Genomic DNA, 19,640 nt, shown 5'->3' with positions numbered 1-19,640 from the left:
CGAGTTCTCAAAGAACACACACCCCGTGGCGTAACCGTTGCCGGTTCGTTTCACAAAGCTTCCCCAGGGCGCAGTCAGAGACCACGACCTTGTTCTCAGGGTTTTGCGCCACTTGATCCGTTTCCCTGTATCGGGTCTCGGTCTAAGCGACTCGGACCACCGATACTACCAGGCGCGGTGACAGTTTCCAAATCGCCGAGGCCATCTGGTTTCTGTTGCTCGCTGCGGTGCATTAAGTAAGTTACACAGCTGCGATCCACTCCGCAAATCGGCTGGTCAGAGCGATATTTCTAGGATCTATCGAAGTCCGAACCGCGCCCCGGCAAAGGATTTCTTCCCCCGGCGCAGGACCAACCACCTGCGGTGGAGCAAGTCCGCCTCGGCCGGCATCCACCCGTCGTCGTCGATCTTGACGTTGTTGACGTAGGCGCCGCCCTCGCCGATAGCGCGCCGAGCGGCCTTGTTCGAGTCGACGAGGCCACTGTCGACGAGCAACTCCACGATGGTCGGCCGGGCATCGGCGGGATACTCGGCTATCGCGGTCTCCCCCAATGCGGCGGCAACGGTCGTCTCGTCCAGGCCCGCGAGTTCGGCCCGCCCGAAGAGCGCCGCACTGGCCTGCTCGACGGCGGCCGTTTGACCGGCCCCGTGGATCAGCGTCGTCATCTCCGCGGCCAGGCGTTTCTGGGCGAGCCTCAAGTGCGGTGTGTCGCTGGTGGCCGCGGCAAGTTCATCGATCTCGTCGCGCCCGAGGAAGGTGAACCACTTGAGGTAGCGCACGACGTCGGCATCGGCAGTGTTCACGAAGTACTGGTACCAGGCATACGGCGGTGTCAGCGCTGGGTCGAGCCACAGGCTTCCGCCGCCGGTGGACTTGCCGAATTTCTTCCCATCCGACGATGTCACCAGCGGGACGGTCAATGCGTGCAGCGACGTGCCGTCGAGGCGCCGCCCGAGGTCGACACCACCCACGATGTTGCCCCACTGGTCGGATCCGCCGATCTGCAAGGTGCATCCGTATCGCCGGTTGAGTTCGACGAAGTCGTTGGACTGGAGCAGCAGGTAGCTGAACTCGGTGTAGCTGATCCCGTCGCTGTCCAGCCGCCGCTTCACGGTCTCCCGAGCCAGCATCACGTTCACCGAGAAGTGCTTGCCGATATCGCGCAAGAAGTCCAGCGCACTGAGCTGCCCGGTCCACTCCATGTTGTTCACGATGAGCGCCGCGTTAGCCGAGCCGGGGTCCAGACTCACGAACCGCCGCAGCTGGTCGCCGATGTGGTCGGCCCACTGCGCGACGGTGTCCTGCGCATTCATGGTCCGCTCACCGACATCACGCGGATCACCGATGAGGCCGGTGGCCCCGCCGGCCAGCACGATCGGCCGGTGCCCGGCCTCCTGGAACCGCCGCAACGTCAGCAGTGGCACCAGGTGCCCGGCGTGCAGGCTGGCAGCGGTGGGATCGAATCCGGCATAGAGGGTGACCGAGCCGGTCGCCAGGTGCTGGCGCAACTCGTCGAGATCGGTCGACGCGGCGATCAATCCGCGCCACTGGAGTTCGTCGACGATGTCGATACCGCTCACCGGTCGGCACCGCCGGTGATCGTCGCGTGCTCGGCGTCGCCGACCGCGCGGGCCTCACCGGCCAGCATGACCGGGATCCCGTCGGAATCGATCCGGTAGGCGACCCTCAGGCGCGGGTTGTACAACTCGTCGCCGGCATCGAGCAGCGGCCCGTGATCGGTCGGGCAGACAAGCCGCTCCCGGACAATCGGATCGATTTCAGCTGCGCGAGACATCGGTGGACTCCTCCAAGATTTTGTGCCGACGACGGACCCGCCGACCTCAGCAATTCTAGTCAGTCAGCACCCGCGCGCCCCAGCAGGTCGGCCGCCTACTCCCACCCGCGTTCGGTGGCGACCGCCTTGGTGAACCGCCGATAGCGCCCCTCGTCGTCGCGGTACCAGACCCGGGCACCCGGCTTCGGCACGCCCTGCGCGGCCAACGAACTGCTCAGCGGTCGATAGGATTCGCTGAGTTCGATCGAATCCACCATCGTGATCAGATGCGGGCGCTCCTGTGCCGGCAACCTGCCGAGGGCCGCCCGCAACGTGGATACCGTGACGGCGCTGGCCGATCCTGCCCGGGCGGTAATGGCCGCGACGGCCAGATCGTCGCCGCCGGCCGCCAGGCCTCCGCCCACCTGAACCCGGTACGCGGTGACCTGGTCCACACCGCGGGCAAACGACAGCGCCTGCTCGATTGGCGGGCGATACACCGATCCGTCGCGCGACACGATCACCGAGGCGGTGGCTCCCATGTACCAGAGGTCGGCGGCCGAGTCCGTCCGGAACAGGTGGTTGGACAGTTCCCACCGGTCGTGTGGGGCGAACACATCCGACAGCACCGGTCCGTTCGTGGCGAATCGGTGCCGCGCAGCCGACAGGAGCAGGCCGACCTCGCCGACGGCGGCTTTCTCGATGAACCCGTCCGCCCCGACTCGCAGTGTCTCGTTCTCGGCGTCGATCGCCGCGATCTCGACGTCGGACGTCTCTGGCAGCGGCCGTCCCATGGCGCCGAGCTTGACCCCGGACAGGTTGGACAGAATGGCCGACCCGTCCGCAGTCGCAAAAAACTCGAGCACGTGGGCCCGCGGAAAGGATTCCAGCACTTCGGCCCACAGCCCGGGCGGCATACCCGAGCCCATGAACAGCCGGATCGGATTGTGCTGATCGATCTCGAAGTCGGGTGACCGCACCACGTCGCGCATCATCGTCCAGGTGTAGGAGACGACGGTGACGCCGTAGCGCATCACTTCGGTGCTGAAGGTTTTAGCGTCCACCCCATTGGACAGCGCGATACGGGAGCGGCCGACGAGAGTGGCGCCCAGCGTGGTCAACAGGCCCGACGGATGACTCAGCGGCGGCAAGCAGTAGACCGTATCGGTACTGGTCAGGCCAGCCGCCGACGCAGCGCCGAATGCAGAGATCGCGAACCTGTGATTGGTCACCGGCCAGGGCGTCAGATCGAACGTCGCACCTCGCGTGAAAAGGATGAAGGCGAGGTCGCCGGCCAACCCCGGGTCCGGCCGGTACCAGCTCGGCAACCGCACCGCCGCCGGGTCGATCTGCTCCATATCGACCACCGACTCCCCGTCGGCGGCCTCGATCACCCGTGCGTCGCCGCTACCACCACCCAACACGAGCACCCGGTTCGAGTGCTCGCGTGCGACCTCGAGGTGGTTCGGATCGGCGATGACGACCCGCGCCTCGGCGATCTTGATACCGACGGAAATGTCCAGGTCGGTGGTCAACAACACCCCGACCGCGCCCAGCCGCGACAGCGCCGCGACGACGACCAGTGCACTCGGCCGGGTATCCATCAGCACGCCGACGCGTTGCCCGGGACGGACACCGCACGAGATCAGACCGGCGACAACATTGTCGATGCGGGTGTTGACCTGCTCGTGGGTGAGCACGCGGTTCTCGAACAGGAAAAGTTCCTTGTTCCGCGCACGACGATTGTTCTCCGACATGAGCTTGCCCAGCGAGATGCGGGTGCTCGGCTGAATCTGACCGAGGCGGAACAGTCGCGGAACGGTGCGGACCGACTCGGCGGCAATCGCGCGCGACGTGCGCTGCACCGCCACCGCGGTGTCGACGAGGTCACGGCCGGCGGCCACCCCGGCATCAGCCACCGCGTTCAGGCCGTGCTGAACCCGCGAGGACATCGTGACGCCGGTGCCCGACTCGTCGGCATGGTCCGCCATCGCCTCGACGTCCTCGGGCTCGGGACCGAGGTCGTCGCGCCACCGGATCCATTCGGCCGTCGTCGGCCACGTCTGCCCGCCGGCCACCGATCCGACGACGAGACCGAAATGTCCCACCGGCAGCCGCGATTCGTATACCTGCGCCTTCGGTGCAGCGCGCAAGATCCCCCGAACGGCCGCCGGCTGGCCGATGTCGTCGGCGGTACCGACGAAAGCCAGCACCGGGCAGGTGACCTCCGCCAGTGTCACCAGGTCGCCGTTGATGACGAACCCGCCCGACATCATGCGGTTGTGCGACACGAATTGGCGGAGCAGTTCGGCAATCGCCGGGCCCGACCACGCCACCCAGCCATCGTCCTCCAGGAACCGACGCTGATCCTCGCGCGGCAGCAGCGCGTCACGGTCGTGGAGTTGCAGCAAGAAGTCCAGGCGGCTGCGGGCCGTCTTGACCGGGTCGAGCAACTGGAAGCCGGTACGGGCCAGCCAGCCGGGAATGGAGATATGCGGGAAGATCTTGTCGGCGAGGAATTCCGCGCCCGGCGCGGCGATGCCCGCGGGCAGTCCGAGGGGTAGGGCCGCGAGCACGTCGACCGGCGAGCCATACGTGATGACGCTGGCGATGCCCTCGGATCGGCGCAGCGCCGCGCACTGGTAGACGAACATGCCGCCTTGGGAGTAGCCGGCCAGGTGGACGTCACGGCCGGTGATTTCACGCACGATGTCCACGATCCGGGAAAGCGCCACGATGTGGTCGGCCAGGGTTCGCTCCCGTCCGCCCTCCTCCCGGTCCGGCGACCCGAAATCGACGACCCACGGGGTAATGCCGTACCGATGTAGCACCGACACCGCGCCCTTGTCCTCGGTGACGTCGTAGATGTTGGCCGAGACCATCATCGGGTGCACCAGGATGACGTCGGCGACCGAGTCCTCGTCGTCGGGGAAGTAGCGCCGCAACCGAAACATCTTCTCGGTTTCGACCACCTGGAACGGTGCCGGCTCGGTGCCGGTCTCGAGTCCGCCGAAACGGAGGACCTCCAACCCGTTCTGCGCCGTCGCCAACACCCGATTGACCGCTCCGCCGATTCCCATTGGCAAACTCCACCTCTGCTCTGCGCCCGACTGACCCCCAGCCGAGACGTGCCCGTTCACTCTATTGCCAGCGCCGTCCATGGGTGGCCAGATCGGCTCGCACACCGTCGATCTGGACGGCCACCGCCGACGAGGCGGTCCCGCCGTGGGCGCTGCGCGACTCGATCGATCCGCGCACGGTGAGGACATCCCGGACCTCGCCGGTCAGGTCCGGGTTGATCGCGGCGAAAGTCGCGTCGTCGAGGTCGGCCAGGCCGATACCGGCCTCTTCGGCGGCGCGGACGCAGGCGCCCGCGGCTTCGTGGGCGATGCGGAACGGCACCCCACGTCGCACCAGCCACTCGGCGATGTCGGTCGCAAGCGTGAAACCCGCCGGGGCGAGCTCGGCCATCCGGTCGGCGTGAAATGTCAGGGTGCCGACCATTCCGGCGATCGCGGGCAGCAGCATCTCCAGCTGTGCCACCGAGTCGAATACCGGCTCCTTGTCCTCTTGCAGGTCGCGGTTGTAGGCCAGCGGCTGTGCTTTGAGGGTCGCCAACAGTCCGGTCAGATTGCCGATCAGCCGACCACTCTTACCGCGGGTCAACTCGGCGACATCGGGGTTCTTCTTTTGCGGCATGATCGAACTGCCGGTCGACCAGGCGTCGGCGAGCGTGATGTAGCCGAACTCCGGCGTGCTCCATGCGATGACTTCCTCGGCCAATCGCGACAGATCGACGGCGATCATCGCAAACACCCAAGCCGCCTCCGCGGCGAAATCGCGGGACGACGTGGCGTCGATCGAGTTGGCCATCGGGCCGTCGAACCCGAGGTCGGCAGCGATGGCTGCCGGGTCGAGCCCCAAGGACGAGCCCGCCAGCGCGCCCGACCCATACGGCGATACCGCGGTACGGCGGTCGGCGTCGGCGAGCCGGTCGAGGTCCCGCAACAGCGGATGGACATGCGCGAGCAACTGATGGCTCAGCAGCACCGGCTGGGCGGCCTGCAGGTGCGTCTTACCCGGCATGACGACGTCGGGATGGGCGGCGGCCTGGTCGACCAGCGCCTGCGCGACGCCCAGGATACCGGCGGCGACCCGCCGGTAGGCTGCCCGCAGCCACATGCGGAACAGGGTGGCGACCTGATCGTTGCGCGAGCGGCCCGCGCGTAACCGTCCGCCCAGCTCCGGTCCGACGCGCTCGATGAGGCCCCGTTCCAGCGCGCCGTGAACATCCTCGTCGGACTCGGCAGGACCGAAAGAGCCGTTGGCGACGTCGCCGGCGAGCCGATCCAGCCCGTCGAGCATCCCGGTGAGCTCACTGTCGGTGAGCAGGCCGGCCTTGTTCAGTACCCGGGCATGGGCTTTGGATGCTTCGATGTCAAACGGGGCCAGCACCCAGTCGAACTGCGTGGAACGGCTCAGCGCGGCCATCGCCGCGGCGGGGCCGTCGGCGAACCGCCCGCCCCACAACGCGCCGGCGTTGGTGGCCGAATCCCTGTCCGAGCTCATAGACCCAGGTCGCGCCGGGCGGCGATCTTCGACGAGAGGCCGTGCAACTGCACGAAGCCCTTCGCGTTCGACTGGTCGAAGGTGTCGCCCTCGTCGTAGGTCGCCAAATTGAAGTCGTACAGCGACTCCGCCGAGCGGCGGCCGTTGACGATGATCGAACCGCCGTGGAGCATCAGCCGGACATCGCCGGAAACGTGTTCCTGGGTGTGATCGACGAACGTGTCCAGGGCCGACTTGAGCGGCGAGTACCAGAGGCCGTCATAGACGAGCTCGGCCCACTTCTGGTCAATGTGGCGCTTGTAGCGGCCCAGTTCCCGCTCGAGTGTCACGTGCTCGAGTTCTTCGTGGGCGGTGATCAAGACCATGGCGCCGGGCGCCTCATAGATTTCCCGGCTCTTGATCCCCACGAGCCGGTCCTCGACGACGTCAAGGCGACCCACCCCCTGGGCACCGGCGCGCCGGTTGAGCTCCTCGATCGCGGTCAGCACCGAGACCGGCTTCCCGTCGATGGCGGTCGGACGGCCCTTCTCGAAGGTGAGGATCAGCTCATCGGGCGCGTTGAAGTTGATCGTCGGATCTTCGGTGTAGTCGTACACGTCCTTGGTGGGGGCGTTCCACAGGTCTTCGAGGAATCCGGTCTCCACCGCGCGGCCCCACACGTTCTGATCGATGGAGAACGGCGAGCGCTTGGTGACGTTGATCGGAATGGCGTTCTCCTCGGCGAACGCGATGGCCTTCTCCCGGGTCCACGCGTAGTCGCGCACGGGGGCGAGCACTTCAAGATCGGGGGCCAGGGTGTTGAAGCCGACCTCGAAGCGCACCTGGTCGTTGCCTTTGCCGGTGCAGCCGTGCGCCACCACCGTGCCGCCGTGATCGCGCGCCGCCTGCACGAGGTGCTTGACGATGAGCGGCCGGCTGATCGCCGACACCAGCGGGTAACGGTCCATGTAGAGGCCATTCGCGGTAATCGTCGGCAGACAGTACTCGTCGGCGAACTCGTCCCGCGCATCGACCAGGACCGCTTCCACCGCGCCACAGTCGATCGCCCGCTGGCGGACGACTTCCATGTCCTCGCCGCCCTGCCCGAGGTCGATGGCGACGGCGACAACTTCCTTGCCCGTTTCCTTGGCGATCCAGCTGATCGCGACGGAGGTGTCGAGGCCTCCGGAGTATGCCAAGATGACGCGTTCGGCCATGGGGTGTGTGCTCCTACGGGTTGTGATTTGTCGGTTCTATTGTGCGGGCCGGCCCAGCGGATCGGCACGCCGGGTCGTCAGACCAGCTTCTCCAGGTGTTTCGCCAGTTCGGCGCCAGTCATCGGTTCTCGGGCGAGCGCGAAGATGGTGTCGTCACCGGCGATCGTGCCGACGACGTCGGGCAGGCCGGCACGGTCGAGCGCGCTGGCAAGGTAGCCCGCGGCACCCGGCGGGGTTCGCAGGACAGCGAGCTGCCCGGCGGCGTCGGTGCCCACCAGCATCTCACCAAGAAGGCGGGCGAGCCGGTCGGTGCCGCCGACCACTCCCCGCACCGGGGAGCCGTCTTCGGGCACGATGTAGGCCCAGGGCCCGCCATCCGCACCGCGCAGTTTGACCGCCCCGATCTCGTCGAGGTCGCGGGACAGCGTCGCCTGGGTCACCTCCACGCCGGCGGCGGCGAGGATCTCGGCGAGTTCGGTCTGCGAGCCGACCGTCCGCGTCGACAGAATTTCGACGATGCGGGCGTGCCGCGCGGCCCGCGTGGTGGAGGTGATCACGTCAGTGGGCCGTTCTGACTGGCCAGCAACCAGACCAGCAGCGCCTTCTGCGCGTGCAGCCGGTTCTCCGCCTCGTCGAACACCACGCTGGCTGGGCCGTCCATCACCTCGTCGGTGATTTCGTCGCCCCGGTGCGCCGGCAGGCAGTGCAGCACGATGGCGCCCTCGGCGGCCTGCGCGAGCAGCTCGGCATTGATCTGGTAGGGCCGGAAGGGGGCGGCCCGATCCTTGCCGTCGTCCTCCTGCCCCATCGAGACCCAGGTGTCGGTAACCAGCACGTCGGCACCACTGGCCGCCTCGATCGGGTCGGTGATCACCGTCGCCGATCCACCGGTGAGTTTGGCCCGCTCCACGCTCGCGGCGAGGACGGCCGCATCAGGGGTGAACCCCGCCGGTCCGCTGATCCGCACGTGCATGCCCGCGGTGGCCCCGCCCAGCAGCAACGAGTGAGCCATGTTGTTGGCCCCGTCGCCCAGGTAGGTCATGGTCAGCCCGGCCGCCGTGCCCTTGTGCTCGATGATCGTCTGCAGATCGGCCAGCACCTGGCACGGGTGGAAACTGTCGGACAGCGCATTGACCACCGGAACGGCCGCAAACTCCGCGAGCTCCTCAAGAAGCTCCTGACCGAAGGTTCGCCACACGATCGCGTCGACGAAGCGCGACAACACGCGGGCGGTGTCGGCGAGGGACTCGTCCCGGCCCATCTGGGTCGAACCGGTGTCGACGACGACGGCGTGCCCGCCCAGCTGGGCGACACCGACGTCGAACGAGAATCTGGTGCGCGTCGAACTCTTGTCGAAGAGCACCGCGACCCCGCGTGGACCGGCCAGCGGCCGCTGCGCGAACGGGTTCGCTTTGAGCTCGGCGGCCAGCGCCAGCACCTCGGCCTGCTCGTCGGGTGTCAGGTCATCGTCGCGCAGGAAGTGGCGGGTCATGATTCTCCTCCTTTTTCGGCGTCCTGTGCGGTGTCGAGGAGGCCGGGAAGCGCATCGACGAAGGTCTGTCCCTGCTCCTCGGTGAGGATCAGCGGCGGTGCCAGGCGCAGCACGTCGGCAGCCGGGGCGTTGATGAGGAATCCGGCGTCGCGGGCGGCGGCCTCGACGGCCTTCGCAATGTCCGCGCGCAGCACGACTCCCAGGAGCAGCCCCGCGCCCCGGACGTGATCGATCAGTGGATGGTCCAGGCTTTCGATCCCCGCGGCCAGCGATTTGCCGACGGCGGCAACGTGGTCGACCAGACCGTCCCGGTCGATCACTTCCAGCACGGCAAGTGCGGCCGCGACGCTCATCGGATTGCCGCCGAAGGTGGTGCCGTGCATCCCCGGCGCGAACAAATCGGCGGCCCGGGGACCGGCGATGACGGCGCCGATCGGGAAGCCGCCGCCGAGCCCCTTTGCCAGAGTCATCACGTCGGGCACGACACCGGCGGCCTGGTGGGCAAAGAAGGCACCGGTCCGGGCGATGCCAGTCTGCACCTCGTCGAAGACGAGCAGGGCCCCCCGCTCGGCGGTGAGGGCCCGGGCGCGCGCGAGGTAGTCCCCCGGCGGCACGATGACGCCACTCTCCCCCAGGATCGGTTCGAGGATGACCGCGGCGGTGTTCTCGCCGACAACAGCGTCGAGCGCTTCGGCATCACCGTAGGGGACGAATCGCACCCCTGCCGGCATCGGCTCGAACGGCGCCCGTTTGGCGGGCTGCCCGGTCATCGCCAGGGCACCCATCGTGCGCCCGTGAAAGCCCTTCTCGGCGGCCACGATCTCACTGCGGCCGGTGAGCCGAGCGAGTTTGAACGCTGCCTCGTTGGCCTCGGTTCCCGAGTTGCAGAAGAACACCCGCGCACCGTCGACGCCGAACCTGGCGAGCAACTTCTCGGCCAACTCGACGACGGGCGGGGCGATGTACAGGTTCGACACATGACCCAGCGTCGTCATCTGCTCGGTCACGGCGTCGATGATCGCGCGATGGCCGTGGCCGAGCGCGTTGACCGCGATACCGCCCAACAGGTCGAGATACTCACGACCGTCGACGTCGGTGACGACGGCACCGGAGCCGCGGGTCAGCGCCACCGCGGGGGTGCCGTAGTTGTTCATCATCGAGGTCGTCCAGCGCGCCTGCCACGCCCGCGTTTGATCAGTGTTTCCGGCGGTCATCTGTCCTCCTCGTTGACGGTCACCGTGGTGCCGACCGACTCGTCATCCGGTGCGGCCAGCAGTCGGGCCAGCACCGCGTGCGGTTCCCGCCCATCGATCACCTGCGCCGCGAAAACCCCGCCCCGCACGGCGCGCAGGCAGGCCTCCATCTTGGGGATCATCCCCGCGTCCAGCGATCCCAGCAGTTCGGCCAGGGCGTCAGCACCGAGATGGCTCGTCAGCGACGAGCGATCCGGCCAGTTCGTGTACAGCCCGGGAACGTCGGTCAGCATTACCAGGCGCGCGGCGCCCAACGCCTCGGCCAGTGCGCCGGCCGCGGTATCGGCGTTGATATTGTGCGCCACCCCGTCCCGGTCGGGGGCGATGGTCGAGACCACCGGGATCCGGCCGGCCGCAATCAGGTCGTCGATGGCCGAGGTGTTCACCGCCGCAATGTCGCCGACCAGCCCGATGTCGGTCTGCTCGCCGTCGACCAGCACCGTCCGGCGGGTGGCGGTGAACAGGTGCGCGTCCTCACCGGTGATGCCCACCGCGTAGGGGCCATGAGTGTTGATGAGGCCGACTAGCTCGCGTCCGACCTGCCCGAACAGCACCATCCGGACGATGTCCATCACCTCGGGGGTGGTAACGCGGAACCCGCCCCGGAACTCCCCCTCGAGGCCGACGCGGGCGAGCATTGCCGAAATCTGCGGGCCGCCGCCGTGCACGACGACCGGATGGATGCCACAGGCGCGCAGCAACACCATGTCGTCGGCAAAGGCCCGCTTGAGCTCATCGTCGACCATCGCGTTGCCGCCATACTTCACGACGACGGTCGCGCCGTGCAGTTCCTGGAGCGCGGGCAGGGCATCGGCCAGTAGCTGGGCCCGCTCAAACGCCGCACTCATGACGAATACGCCGAGTTCTCTTCGACGTATGCGTGCGACAGGTCCGTCGTGCGGATCGACGCGGTGCCCGACCCGATCCCGAGGTCGACGAGCAGGTGGATGTCGGCGCCGGACAAATCGACCTCGCGCGCGCCGGGGACGCCAACGCCGTTGCGGCACACCTCGCTGCCGTTGAAGGAGACCGCGATCGTGTCCGGGTCGAGGTCGATGGGGGCGATCCCGATGGCCGCCATGATGCGACCCCAATTGGGGTCGGAGCCGAACAGTGCGGTCTTGACCAGTGAGTCGCGCGCGATCGTGCGGGCGCCGACCAGCGCCTGGTCGTCGTCGGCGGCGCGGACGACTTCCACGATCACCCGCTTGGTGACCCCCTCGGCGTCGGCCATCAACTGGGCGGCCAGATCGTCGCAGGCAGCAAAGACGGCCGCATCCAGCGCATCCTGCGCGACCCGGAGTTGGCTGGCCCCCGAGGAGAGCAGCAGCACCGTGTCGTTGGTCGACGTCGCGCCGTCGACGTCGAGCCGGTCGAAGGTCCGCGCGGTGGCGCGCCGCAGGGCGAGGTCGAGCTGCTCGGGCTCGACGAGGGCGTCGGTGGTGAGGACGACGAGCATGGTCGCCAGGGCAGGGGCGAGCATGCCCGCCCCCTTCGCCATCCCACCGACGTTCCATCCGTCGTGGTGGTGCACCGCCACCTGTTTGGGCACGGTGTCGGTGGTCATGATGGCATGGGCGGCGTCGGTGCCACCGGACAGCCCGCCGGCCATCTCGTGGACGATCTCGGTGACCCCGGGCAGCAGCTTGTCCATCGGCAGCCGATCGCCGATCAGCCCCGTCGAGCAAACGGCGACCTCGATGGCACCGGTCTCGGTCCCCCAGTTCGACAACGCCTCGGCGACGGCTTCGGCGGTCTGATGGGTATCGGCGAAGCCCGCGGGCCCGGTGCAGGCGTTAGCACCGCCGGAATTCAGTATGACCGCCCGCAACCACCGCGACCGGAGCACTTTCTCGCTCCACAGCACCGGCGCGGCTTTCACCTTGTTCGCGGTGAACACCCCCGCCGCGGCATACTCGGGCCCTTCGTTGAAGACGAGCGCCAAGTCGAAGTTGCCGTTGGCCTTGATCCCGGCGGGAATTCCGGCCGCCCGGAACCCGAGCGGCGCCGTGACGCCTTGGGTACGCCAAAGCCGGTAGGCGGCTTCATGTTTCGGTGTCATGGGGCCACTCCCACGGTGGTGAGGCCCTCGACTTCATCGAAGCCGAGAGCAAGGTTCATCGATTGGACTGCGGCACCGCCGGTGCCTTTGGTGAGGTTGTCGACGGCTCCGACGGCCACCAGGGTGCCCGCCCGCTCGTCAACCGATACCGATAGCTGCACGGCGTTGGAGCCGATCACCGAGGAGGTCGCCGGGAATCGGCCGGCCGGCAGCAGGTGGACGAAGGGCTCGGCGGCGTAGGCGTTCTCATAGGCGACGCGGATCTCCGATTCGGTGGCCGTGGTGCGCGCTGTGCAGGTGGCGAGGATCCCGCGCGACATCGGGGCCAGGACCGGCGTGAACGATACCGACACCGGGAGCTCGGCGGCCTCCGACAGCGCCTGGGCGATTTCCGGGGTGTGACGATGCGTGCCGCCGACGCCGTAGGCGCGCGCCGAGCCGATGACTTCCGAAGCGAGGAGGTCGACCTTCAGCGAGCGGCCGGCGCCGGAGGTGCCGCTGACCGCGACGACCGTGACGTGCGGGTCGACCAGGCCGCCCGTGAGCGCGGGCAACAGCGACAGGATCGACACCGTCGGATAGCACCCGGGCACGGCGATGCGGCTCGCCGACGCCAGTCTTTCCCGGTTGCCGGGCAATTCGGGCAGTCCGTAGGGCCAACTACCGGCATGATCACCGCCGTAGTAGGTCTGCCACTCGTCGGCGTCGGTGAGCCGGAAGTCGGCGCCACAGTCGATGATCAGGGTCGCCGGGGGCAGCGTGTCGGCGATCGCCGCCGATGTCCCATGCGGCAGCCCGAGGAAGACGACGTCGTGCCCGGCCAAAGTCTCCGGGATGGTCTCCACCAGCACGCGATCGGCCAGCGGAAGCAGGTTGCCGTGATGCTCGCCGAGTGCGGAGCCGGCGTTTCCGCCCGCGGTCAGCGCCCCGATCGTCACCTCGCCCGACACGACGCGCGGGTGCCCGAGTAATAGGCGCAGAATCTCGCCGCCGGCGTACCCGGAGGCACCGGCCACAGCCACAGAAATCGTCATAGAATCATTATGCATCATCGTGCAACATCATTCATTTCCGGCCCGGGACGTACCCCGAATGGGCCGGCCGGCGCAGGTCACCGCCGCAGCGTGACCATGGCGATCTGCGGTGGTGCGCCGACCCGCACCGGCGGGCCCCATGCCCCGGTGCCGCGTGAGACGAAGACTGGCACGTCGCCGACAGTGCCGAAACCGGCCACGATCGGCTGCTGCAGACGGACGGCATATCCAAACGGCCAGATCTGGCCTCCGTGAGTGTGCCCGGAAAACTGCAGGCCGACACCGCGCCGCTGCGCCTCCTTCGCCTGCCGGGGCTCGTGCGCCGCCAGGATCAGCGCCCGGCGGAGATCGCGGCCGCCCAACGCCGCCGCGAGATCGGGCCGGTAGGGCGCCGGGGCCGTCGCGTCGTAGACGCCGGCCAGGTCGATCACCGCGGCGCCGCGACGCAGTTCAACGCGCTCGTTACGCAGCGGGCGAATGCCCAGCGTCTCCCAGAACCGCAGCCACGACCCACCGTCGTCGGAGTAGTACTCATGGTTTCCACTGACCCCGAAGACCCCGAGCGGGGCGCGCAGATCGCGCAACGGCTCGAGGTCGGAACCAACGTTGACGATGGTGCCGTCGGCCAGGTCGCCGCCAAGAATAACGACGTCAGGCTTTGCGGCGTTGACCTGATCGACCACCCGCCGGGTGAAGCCAGGCCCGCGCACCGGCCCCACATGGAGGTCGGTGATGAATGCGACGCGCACACCGTCAAACTCAACAGGTAGTCGATCGACCACCGCGGAGTCCTCCGTGACGGCCGGCCGGGACGCCTCCACGAGCCCGAACCCCACCGCCGCCATAGCCGCGAGAACCATGAGTCCGGTCAGCACCGACACCCAGGTGCGCGGGCCTTCGGAACGGCCGCGGACCAGCCCAACCCCCAGCGCCAGCAGGCCGATGACCGCTGCGCCGAGCGACACGTAGAACACCAGCGCCCACCAGGTGAATCCGACCAGGCCGATGGGCCGGGCCCACGCCGGATCAAGGGTGCGGCCCACGAGCAGGGCGGCCACCCCGGCGATCGACCCCGCGCCGAGGACCAGGTCGGCGGCGAGGGCCCACCGGCCGCTGAGACCGGTCGCGACAACCAGTCGGCGGTGCAGCCAATAGGCCGACAGGGCAACAAAGGCGATGCCGATGACTCCGGCGAGAACGACCACCATCCGGGGTATCCGCCCTAGCGCAGGCGCGCGCCGACAGCGCTTCCCGCATACTCGACGGCGGCCAGCTTCGCGGCGTTGGCCTCATCCTCGGTGAGGGTGCGATCGGCGGCGCGGAACCGCAGCGCGAACGCCAGCGACTTGCTCCCGGCCCCGACCTGGTCACCGACGTAGACATCGAACAGGTCCAGCGATTCCAGCAGTTCACCGGCACCTTCGCGCAGGGCCGCGGCAACCTCGGCCGCGGGCACCGCGTCGTCGACGACGACGGCCAGATCCTGTAGTACCGCTGGGAAGACCGACAGGCTCGGCGCCGGCAGCTTCACCGACAGCGGAAGCGCGTCGATGGACAACTCGAGCGCACAGGTCCGCATGGGCAGGTTCGCCCGGTCGCAGACCGCCGGGTGCAGCTCGCCGGCCCAGCCGACGGTGACCTGCTCACCGGCTGCGCCGTCGACGACGATCCGGGCGCAGCGGCCCGGATGCCACGGCAGGTGTTCGTCGGCGAGAAGTGCGACGTCGACGCCGGCGGCGCGGGCGATCGACCGTGCCGCCGCAAAGGCGTCACCGGCATCCGCCGGCCGACCCGGGCCCCACGGACCGGCCGGCTCGGCCGCACCGGTCAGTACCGCCGCGACATGGACGGGCTGGGCGGGCAGACTGGCGTCGAGCCGGTCCAGGTCGGCCTCGCTGGGGCGCGCGGTCACATCAAGGGCCCCCACCACCGCGTCGCCGCCGCCGCCGCCGCCGAGTACCACCTGACCGATGGTGAACAGCGCCACCTCGCGCTGCCCGCGCGCCAGGTTGCGCCCCACCATCTCCAGCAGGCCGGGCAGCAGCGTCGTGTTGAGCTCCGGGCGGTCGGATTCCAGCGGGTTGAGCACCCGGACGGTCGCCCGCCGCGGATCGTCGCCGGACAGGCCCCACGTGTCGAAGACGCCGGCGGGCATAAACGGATACGGCAGCACCTCGATGAATCCGTCGAGGGCGAGCGTGCGCCCGATGCTGCGCCGCCGTCGCTGAGCGGCGGTGAGACCGTGCCCGCCGGGCGCGCGCGGCACGACCGCGGGAATGTCCTCCAGGCCTTCGAGGCGCAGCACCTCCTCGACGAGATCAGCCGACTGTCGCAGGTCGGGCCGCCACGGCGGCGGAGTCACCCGCAGCCGATCGCCCTCCGCCACGACCTCGCAGCCCACCTCACGCAGGCGATTGCCCGACGTACCCGCCGGGTAGTCGATGCCGGCCGTACGATCGGGCGCATCGGCGGCGAAGTCGATGGTCGGTGCCGGCGGAACGGGCAACCGAACGTCGGTCCGCACACCTTGCAGGGCGCCGCCGGCGATCTCGACGATGAGCTGCGCCGCCCGCGCCGAGGCCACCGCGGTGATCTCCGGATCAACAGTCCGCTCGAACCGCTTGGCCGCCTCCGAAGTGAGCTTGTGGCGCTTGCCGGACCGGAAGACGCGCACCGGGTCAAAGGTGGCCGCCTCCAGCAGAACTCGCACCGTCTCATCGCCGACCTCGGTGGCGGCGCCGCCCATCACCCCCGCCAGGGCGACGGCACCGGATTCGTCAGCGATGACGACATCCTCGGTGTCCAGGCAGCGCTCGACCCCGTCGAGGGTCACCAGCTTCTCCCCCGCGGCCGCGTTGCGCACCGCAATGTCGCCGCGCAACCGGTCGGCGTCGAAAGCGTGCAACGGCTGACCGAGCTCGATCATCACGTAGTTGGTCACGTCCACCACGGCCGAGATCGGCCGGATGCCCGCGACCAGCAGGCGCTTGCGCAGCCACCACGGTGACGCCGCGGCCGGGTCGACACCCTCGATCACCTGTGCCGTGTACCGAGTCGCACCGGTGGCCGGATCAATCGTCACCGCCCATCCGTCCCCGGCGGCACCCGGGTCGACATCGGCGCCCGGCTCCCGGAATCCGACGCCGAGGCTCCCGGCCAGTTCCCGGCCGAGGCCGCGCACCGAGAATGCATAACCACGGTCCGGTGTCACGTTGATGTCGATGGCCGTGTCCGGCAGTCCCAGCACGACTCGTGCGTCGTCGCCCGGCTCGGCCGACCCGGCGGGCAGCACGAGGATGCCGGAGTGGTCATTGCCCACACCGAGCTCGGTCACCGAGCAAATCATGCCGTCCGACGTCTTGCCGTAGGTTTTCCGCGTCGCGATTTCGAAGCCGCCGGGCAGTGTGACGCCGGGCAGGGCGACAACGACCAGGTCGCCCTCGGTGAAGTTGCGCGCACCACACACGATGTCGCGGGGCTGCGGCTCGCCGACTGCAACGTGGCAGAAGCGGATTGGCTTCTTGAAATCGGTGAGTTCCTCGATCGCCTCGACGCGGCCGACGACCAGTGGCCCGTCGATGTCGCCGAACGGCTCGACATCCTCGATCTCGAAGCCGACGCGGACGAAGGCCGCATCGATGTCATCAGCGGTTCGCGGGACGGCGCTGTCGAGTACGTCGGTCAACCAGGACTGTGGGACACGCACGGTGGCTGCTGCTTTCGGATTGGTCGGTGAGGGTGGTCTGCGGGGTCTGCTCCGCGGGGTCTGGGCGGGGCCGGCGTTCAGGCCGCCGGGCCGAACGGCGCGGTGAAACGAATATCGCCCTCCACCATGTCGCGCATATCGGAAATGTCGTTGCGGAACTGCAGCGTGCGCTCCAGGCCCATCCCGAACGCGAACCCGCTGAACTCCTCCGGGTCGATGCCGCTGGCGCGCAGAACGTTGGGGTTGACCATGCCGCACCCGCCCCACTCGACCCAGCCGGCGCCGCCCTTCTTCCCTGGGAACCAGACATCGACTTCGGCGGAGGGCTCGGTGAAGGGGAAGTACGAGGGACGCATCCGCGTCGTCGTATCCGGACCGAATAGGGCACGGGCCAACGTCTCCAGCGCACCACGCAAGTGTGCCAGCGTGAGGCCGCGGTCGATGGCCAAACCCTCGATCTGGTGAAACACCGGGGTGTGGGTGGCGTCGAGTTCGTCGGTGCGGAATGTCCGGCCGGGGCACGCGACATAGATCGGCAGGTCGCGGTTCAGCATCGCGCGCACCTGTACCGGGGAGGTGTGGGTGCGCAGAACCTGCCGCGATCCCGACGGCGCGATGTAGAACGTGTCCTGCATCGACCGAGCCGGATGATCGGGCAGGAAGTTGAGGGCGTCGAAGTTATAGTGCTCGGCCTCGACCTCGGGCCCTTCGTCGATCTCCCAGCCCATACCGATGAAGACGTCGGCAATCTGTTCGCTGATCACCGTGATCGGATGGCGGGCGCCGACCCGACGACGACCACTGGGCAGCGTCACGTCGATCGACTCGGACTCGAGAACTGCGGCGTCGCGCTGTGCCTCGAGTTCTGCGGTGCGGGCCCGCAACGAGTCGGCGACCCGCGTTCGCACAGCGTTGACCGCCTTACCGGCGGCGGCCCGCTGGTCGCCGGGCAAAGCGCCCAACGCGCGGCGCGCCAGCGAGATGGGCGCTTTCTCACCGAGATGATCGGACTTGGCGACGGCCAAGCCCTCGAGATCAGCGGCCCCGGCGAAAGCCGCGAGGGCCGCGGCGGCGGCCGACTCGAGCGCTGCCGGTTCCAGTGCGGAGGAGTCGATTCCGGTGTCGTCGTTCGCGTTGGCCACGGACATCAAGACTAGTCGATGGCCGACCGGTGCTGACCTGCGGGTTGACCCGCCCCGACACTGATCAGGCGACCCCCGACTGCTGTTGCTGCCGCCAGGCCCAGCATCGGTGCGCCGACCAGCATTCCGTCGCGGGCGAAGAGCAATAGCGCGACGCCGGCCACGACCATGAGGACGAACACCGCCCCATCCCGCCAGCGGTTAAGCGCAAGGGCAGAGCACCCGATGGCCCGCGAGTCGTCCCACCAGGGCAACGGCCGATTCTCCAGCGGTGACAGCGCGGCGACAACCGGGACTAGCAGCACCAGCAGCACCACCGTTTGCACCGCGACGATCGCCAAGTGGCGGCCGGAAGCCGGGTCGTCCCGCATGAACCCCAGGAGTGCGCCCACCCCGATGATCACACCCAGCAGTGGCAGGTGCCACAGGTACAGCGTCATCACACTACGGTTTCCCAGGGCGACCCACCACCAGACCCGGGGGCGCTGCGCCCACCGGCCGAGCACGCCCGCCGCGGTGATGGCGAGCAGGCACAGCACTAGCGCGTGTCCGGCGAGCAGCACGCTGGGCGGACTCATGTTCGACAGGCGCTGACCGGGCACGGTCACCATCGAGACGTCGTACGGCCCGACGAGAACCAGTGCCGTGTTGACGCCGAGCATGACTAGCGCACCCAGCCCGGCCCCGCCCGGTCCGATGAGGTTCTTGGCATAGGCGATTCCGAGGATCGCCGGGATCATCCAGGCGGCGGCGAAGGTGATCATCGTCCACGCCGGAGCCGATCCCTCGGTATGCAGCCGCGCGACGTCGGAAGCCCCGGTGACCGTGTAGCAGGCGCCGACGGCGCGCACGACATGACGCGGGCGCGAGATGCCCTGTAGCAGTGCGACGGTCGCGAGGATCACCAGATAGGCGCCGAGGAACCACAGCAACTGGACACCGAGTCGGGCGATCACGTCGACGGCCGCCGCACTGCCCGTCCATGTCGCAATGCCCAGCGCGGCCCCGACGGCGAGCAGGTACCAAAACACCGGGCGCAGCAGCCGCTGGGCCCGGCGCAGGAGCCAATGGCCCGGCGCGGTGCCCGGGTGGTACCCGTACACGGCGGCCGCCGCGCCGGCGAAGAAGAACAGTGGCAGCACCTGCAGGAACCACGTCGCCGCCTGCAGGAACCGGTGCTCTGCCAGGAGGTTGCCCAACATCAGGTGATCGCTACCCGGCCGGGCCGCCACGGTCAGCATGATCGAGTGCCCGGCGACGACGACCAGCAGACTGGCCAGTCGCAGGACGTCGACCGCGCGGTCCCGGGTCGCTCCGGTGCGACGGTCGAGTTCGGCGGCGTCAAGAGTGCGCGGAAGCTCCGAAAGGGGGGTGGTCATACGCTCCAGTGTCGGGTCCCCGCGGCCTCACG

The 19,640-nt window shown here is 68.6% G+C and carries 15 protein-coding genes; all 15 read right to left on the bottom strand.

From position 1 onward, the window contains the following. Window positions 1-297: 297 nt before the first annotated feature. Window positions 298-1,581, bottom strand: coding sequence for a tyrosine--tRNA ligase (tyrS, locus tag B4M62_RS13810; RefSeq protein WP_290714059.1), 1,284 nt, complete (start codon window positions 1,579-1,581; stop codon window positions 298-300). Continuing rightward, entirely contained in the window at window positions 1,578-1,796 is a 219-nt protein-coding gene (locus B4M62_RS13805; RefSeq protein ID WP_290714057.1) for a Trm112 family protein, read from the bottom strand. The genes tyrS and B4M62_RS13805 overlap by 4 nt, the downstream gene beginning before the upstream one ends. Before the next feature lie 95 nt (window positions 1,797-1,891). Beyond that, a complete protein-coding gene (locus B4M62_RS13800) occupies window positions 1,892-4,855 on the bottom strand; it encodes an AMP-binding protein (RefSeq protein ID WP_290714055.1) in 2,964 nt (987 codons plus the stop codon). Between the two features lie 61 nt (window positions 4,856-4,916). After that, window positions 4,917-6,344 (bottom strand): argininosuccinate lyase, encoded by a 1,428-nt coding sequence (gene argH, locus B4M62_RS13795; RefSeq protein ID WP_290714053.1) that lies wholly within the window; start codon window positions 6,342-6,344, stop codon window positions 4,917-4,919. Further along, window positions 6,341-7,540, bottom strand: coding sequence for an argininosuccinate synthase (locus tag B4M62_RS13790; RefSeq protein ID WP_290714051.1), 1,200 nt, complete (start codon window positions 7,538-7,540; stop codon window positions 6,341-6,343). Before B4M62_RS13790 ends, argH begins: the two co-directional genes overlap by 4 nt. A 77-nt stretch (window positions 7,541-7,617) precedes the next feature. After that, the gene (locus B4M62_RS13785) at window positions 7,618-8,097 is read right to left on the bottom strand and encodes an arginine repressor (protein ID WP_290714049.1); all 480 of its coding nucleotides are present in this window, start codon (window positions 8,095-8,097) and stop codon (window positions 7,618-7,620) included. Further along, on the bottom strand, window positions 8,094-9,032 hold the full coding sequence (argF, locus tag B4M62_RS13780) for an ornithine carbamoyltransferase (protein ID WP_290714047.1): 939 nt from the start codon (window positions 9,030-9,032) through the stop codon (window positions 8,094-8,096). The genes B4M62_RS13785 and argF overlap by 4 nt, the downstream gene beginning before the upstream one ends. Then, on the bottom strand, window positions 9,029-10,246 hold the full coding sequence (locus tag B4M62_RS13775) for an acetylornithine transaminase (RefSeq protein ID WP_290714045.1): 1,218 nt from the start codon (window positions 10,244-10,246) through the stop codon (window positions 9,029-9,031). The genes argF and B4M62_RS13775 overlap by 4 nt, the downstream gene beginning before the upstream one ends. Beyond that, on the bottom strand, window positions 10,243-11,133 hold the full coding sequence (gene argB / locus B4M62_RS13770) for an acetylglutamate kinase (RefSeq protein WP_290714043.1): 891 nt from the start codon (window positions 11,131-11,133) through the stop codon (window positions 10,243-10,245). The genes B4M62_RS13775 and argB overlap by 4 nt, the downstream gene beginning before the upstream one ends. Next, on the bottom strand, window positions 11,130-12,347 hold the full coding sequence (argJ, locus tag B4M62_RS13765) for a bifunctional glutamate N-acetyltransferase/amino-acid acetyltransferase ArgJ (RefSeq protein WP_290714041.1): 1,218 nt from the start codon (window positions 12,345-12,347) through the stop codon (window positions 11,130-11,132). The genes argB and argJ overlap by 4 nt, the downstream gene beginning before the upstream one ends. Then, window positions 12,344-13,381 (bottom strand): N-acetyl-gamma-glutamyl-phosphate reductase, encoded by a 1,038-nt coding sequence (gene argC, locus B4M62_RS13760; protein ID WP_290714039.1) that lies wholly within the window; start codon window positions 13,379-13,381, stop codon window positions 12,344-12,346. Before argC ends, argJ begins: the two co-directional genes overlap by 4 nt. A gap of 77 nt (window positions 13,382-13,458) precedes the next feature. Then, window positions 13,459-14,589: a metallophosphoesterase gene (locus B4M62_RS13755; protein WP_290714037.1), complete on the bottom strand. Its 1,131-nt coding sequence runs from the start codon at window positions 14,587-14,589 to the stop codon at window positions 13,459-13,461. 14 nt (window positions 14,590-14,603) lie between these two features. Further along, the gene (gene pheT, locus B4M62_RS13750) at window positions 14,604-17,087 is read right to left on the bottom strand and encodes a phenylalanine--tRNA ligase subunit beta (RefSeq protein WP_290714035.1); all 2,484 of its coding nucleotides are present in this window, start codon (window positions 17,085-17,087) and stop codon (window positions 14,604-14,606) included. Window positions 17,088-17,164: 77 nt separating this feature from the next. Continuing rightward, window positions 17,165-18,235, bottom strand: coding sequence for a phenylalanine--tRNA ligase subunit alpha (gene pheS, locus B4M62_RS13745; RefSeq protein WP_290714033.1), 1,071 nt, complete (start codon window positions 18,233-18,235; stop codon window positions 17,165-17,167). A gap of 5 nt (window positions 18,236-18,240) precedes the next feature. After that, the gene (locus tag B4M62_RS13740) at window positions 18,241-19,608 is read right to left on the bottom strand and encodes an acyltransferase family protein (RefSeq protein WP_290714031.1); all 1,368 of its coding nucleotides are present in this window, start codon (window positions 19,606-19,608) and stop codon (window positions 18,241-18,243) included. Between the last annotated feature and the right edge of the window lie 32 nt (window positions 19,609-19,640).

The sequence above is a fragment of the Gordonia sp. UBA5067 genome, from assembly GCF_002414845.1.
Lineage (GTDB): Bacteria > Actinomycetota > Actinomycetes > Mycobacteriales > Mycobacteriaceae > Gordonia > Gordonia defluvii.
The sequence above is the reverse complement of the archived record's forward strand: the minus strand, read 5'-3'. Positions and strand labels throughout refer to the sequence as shown.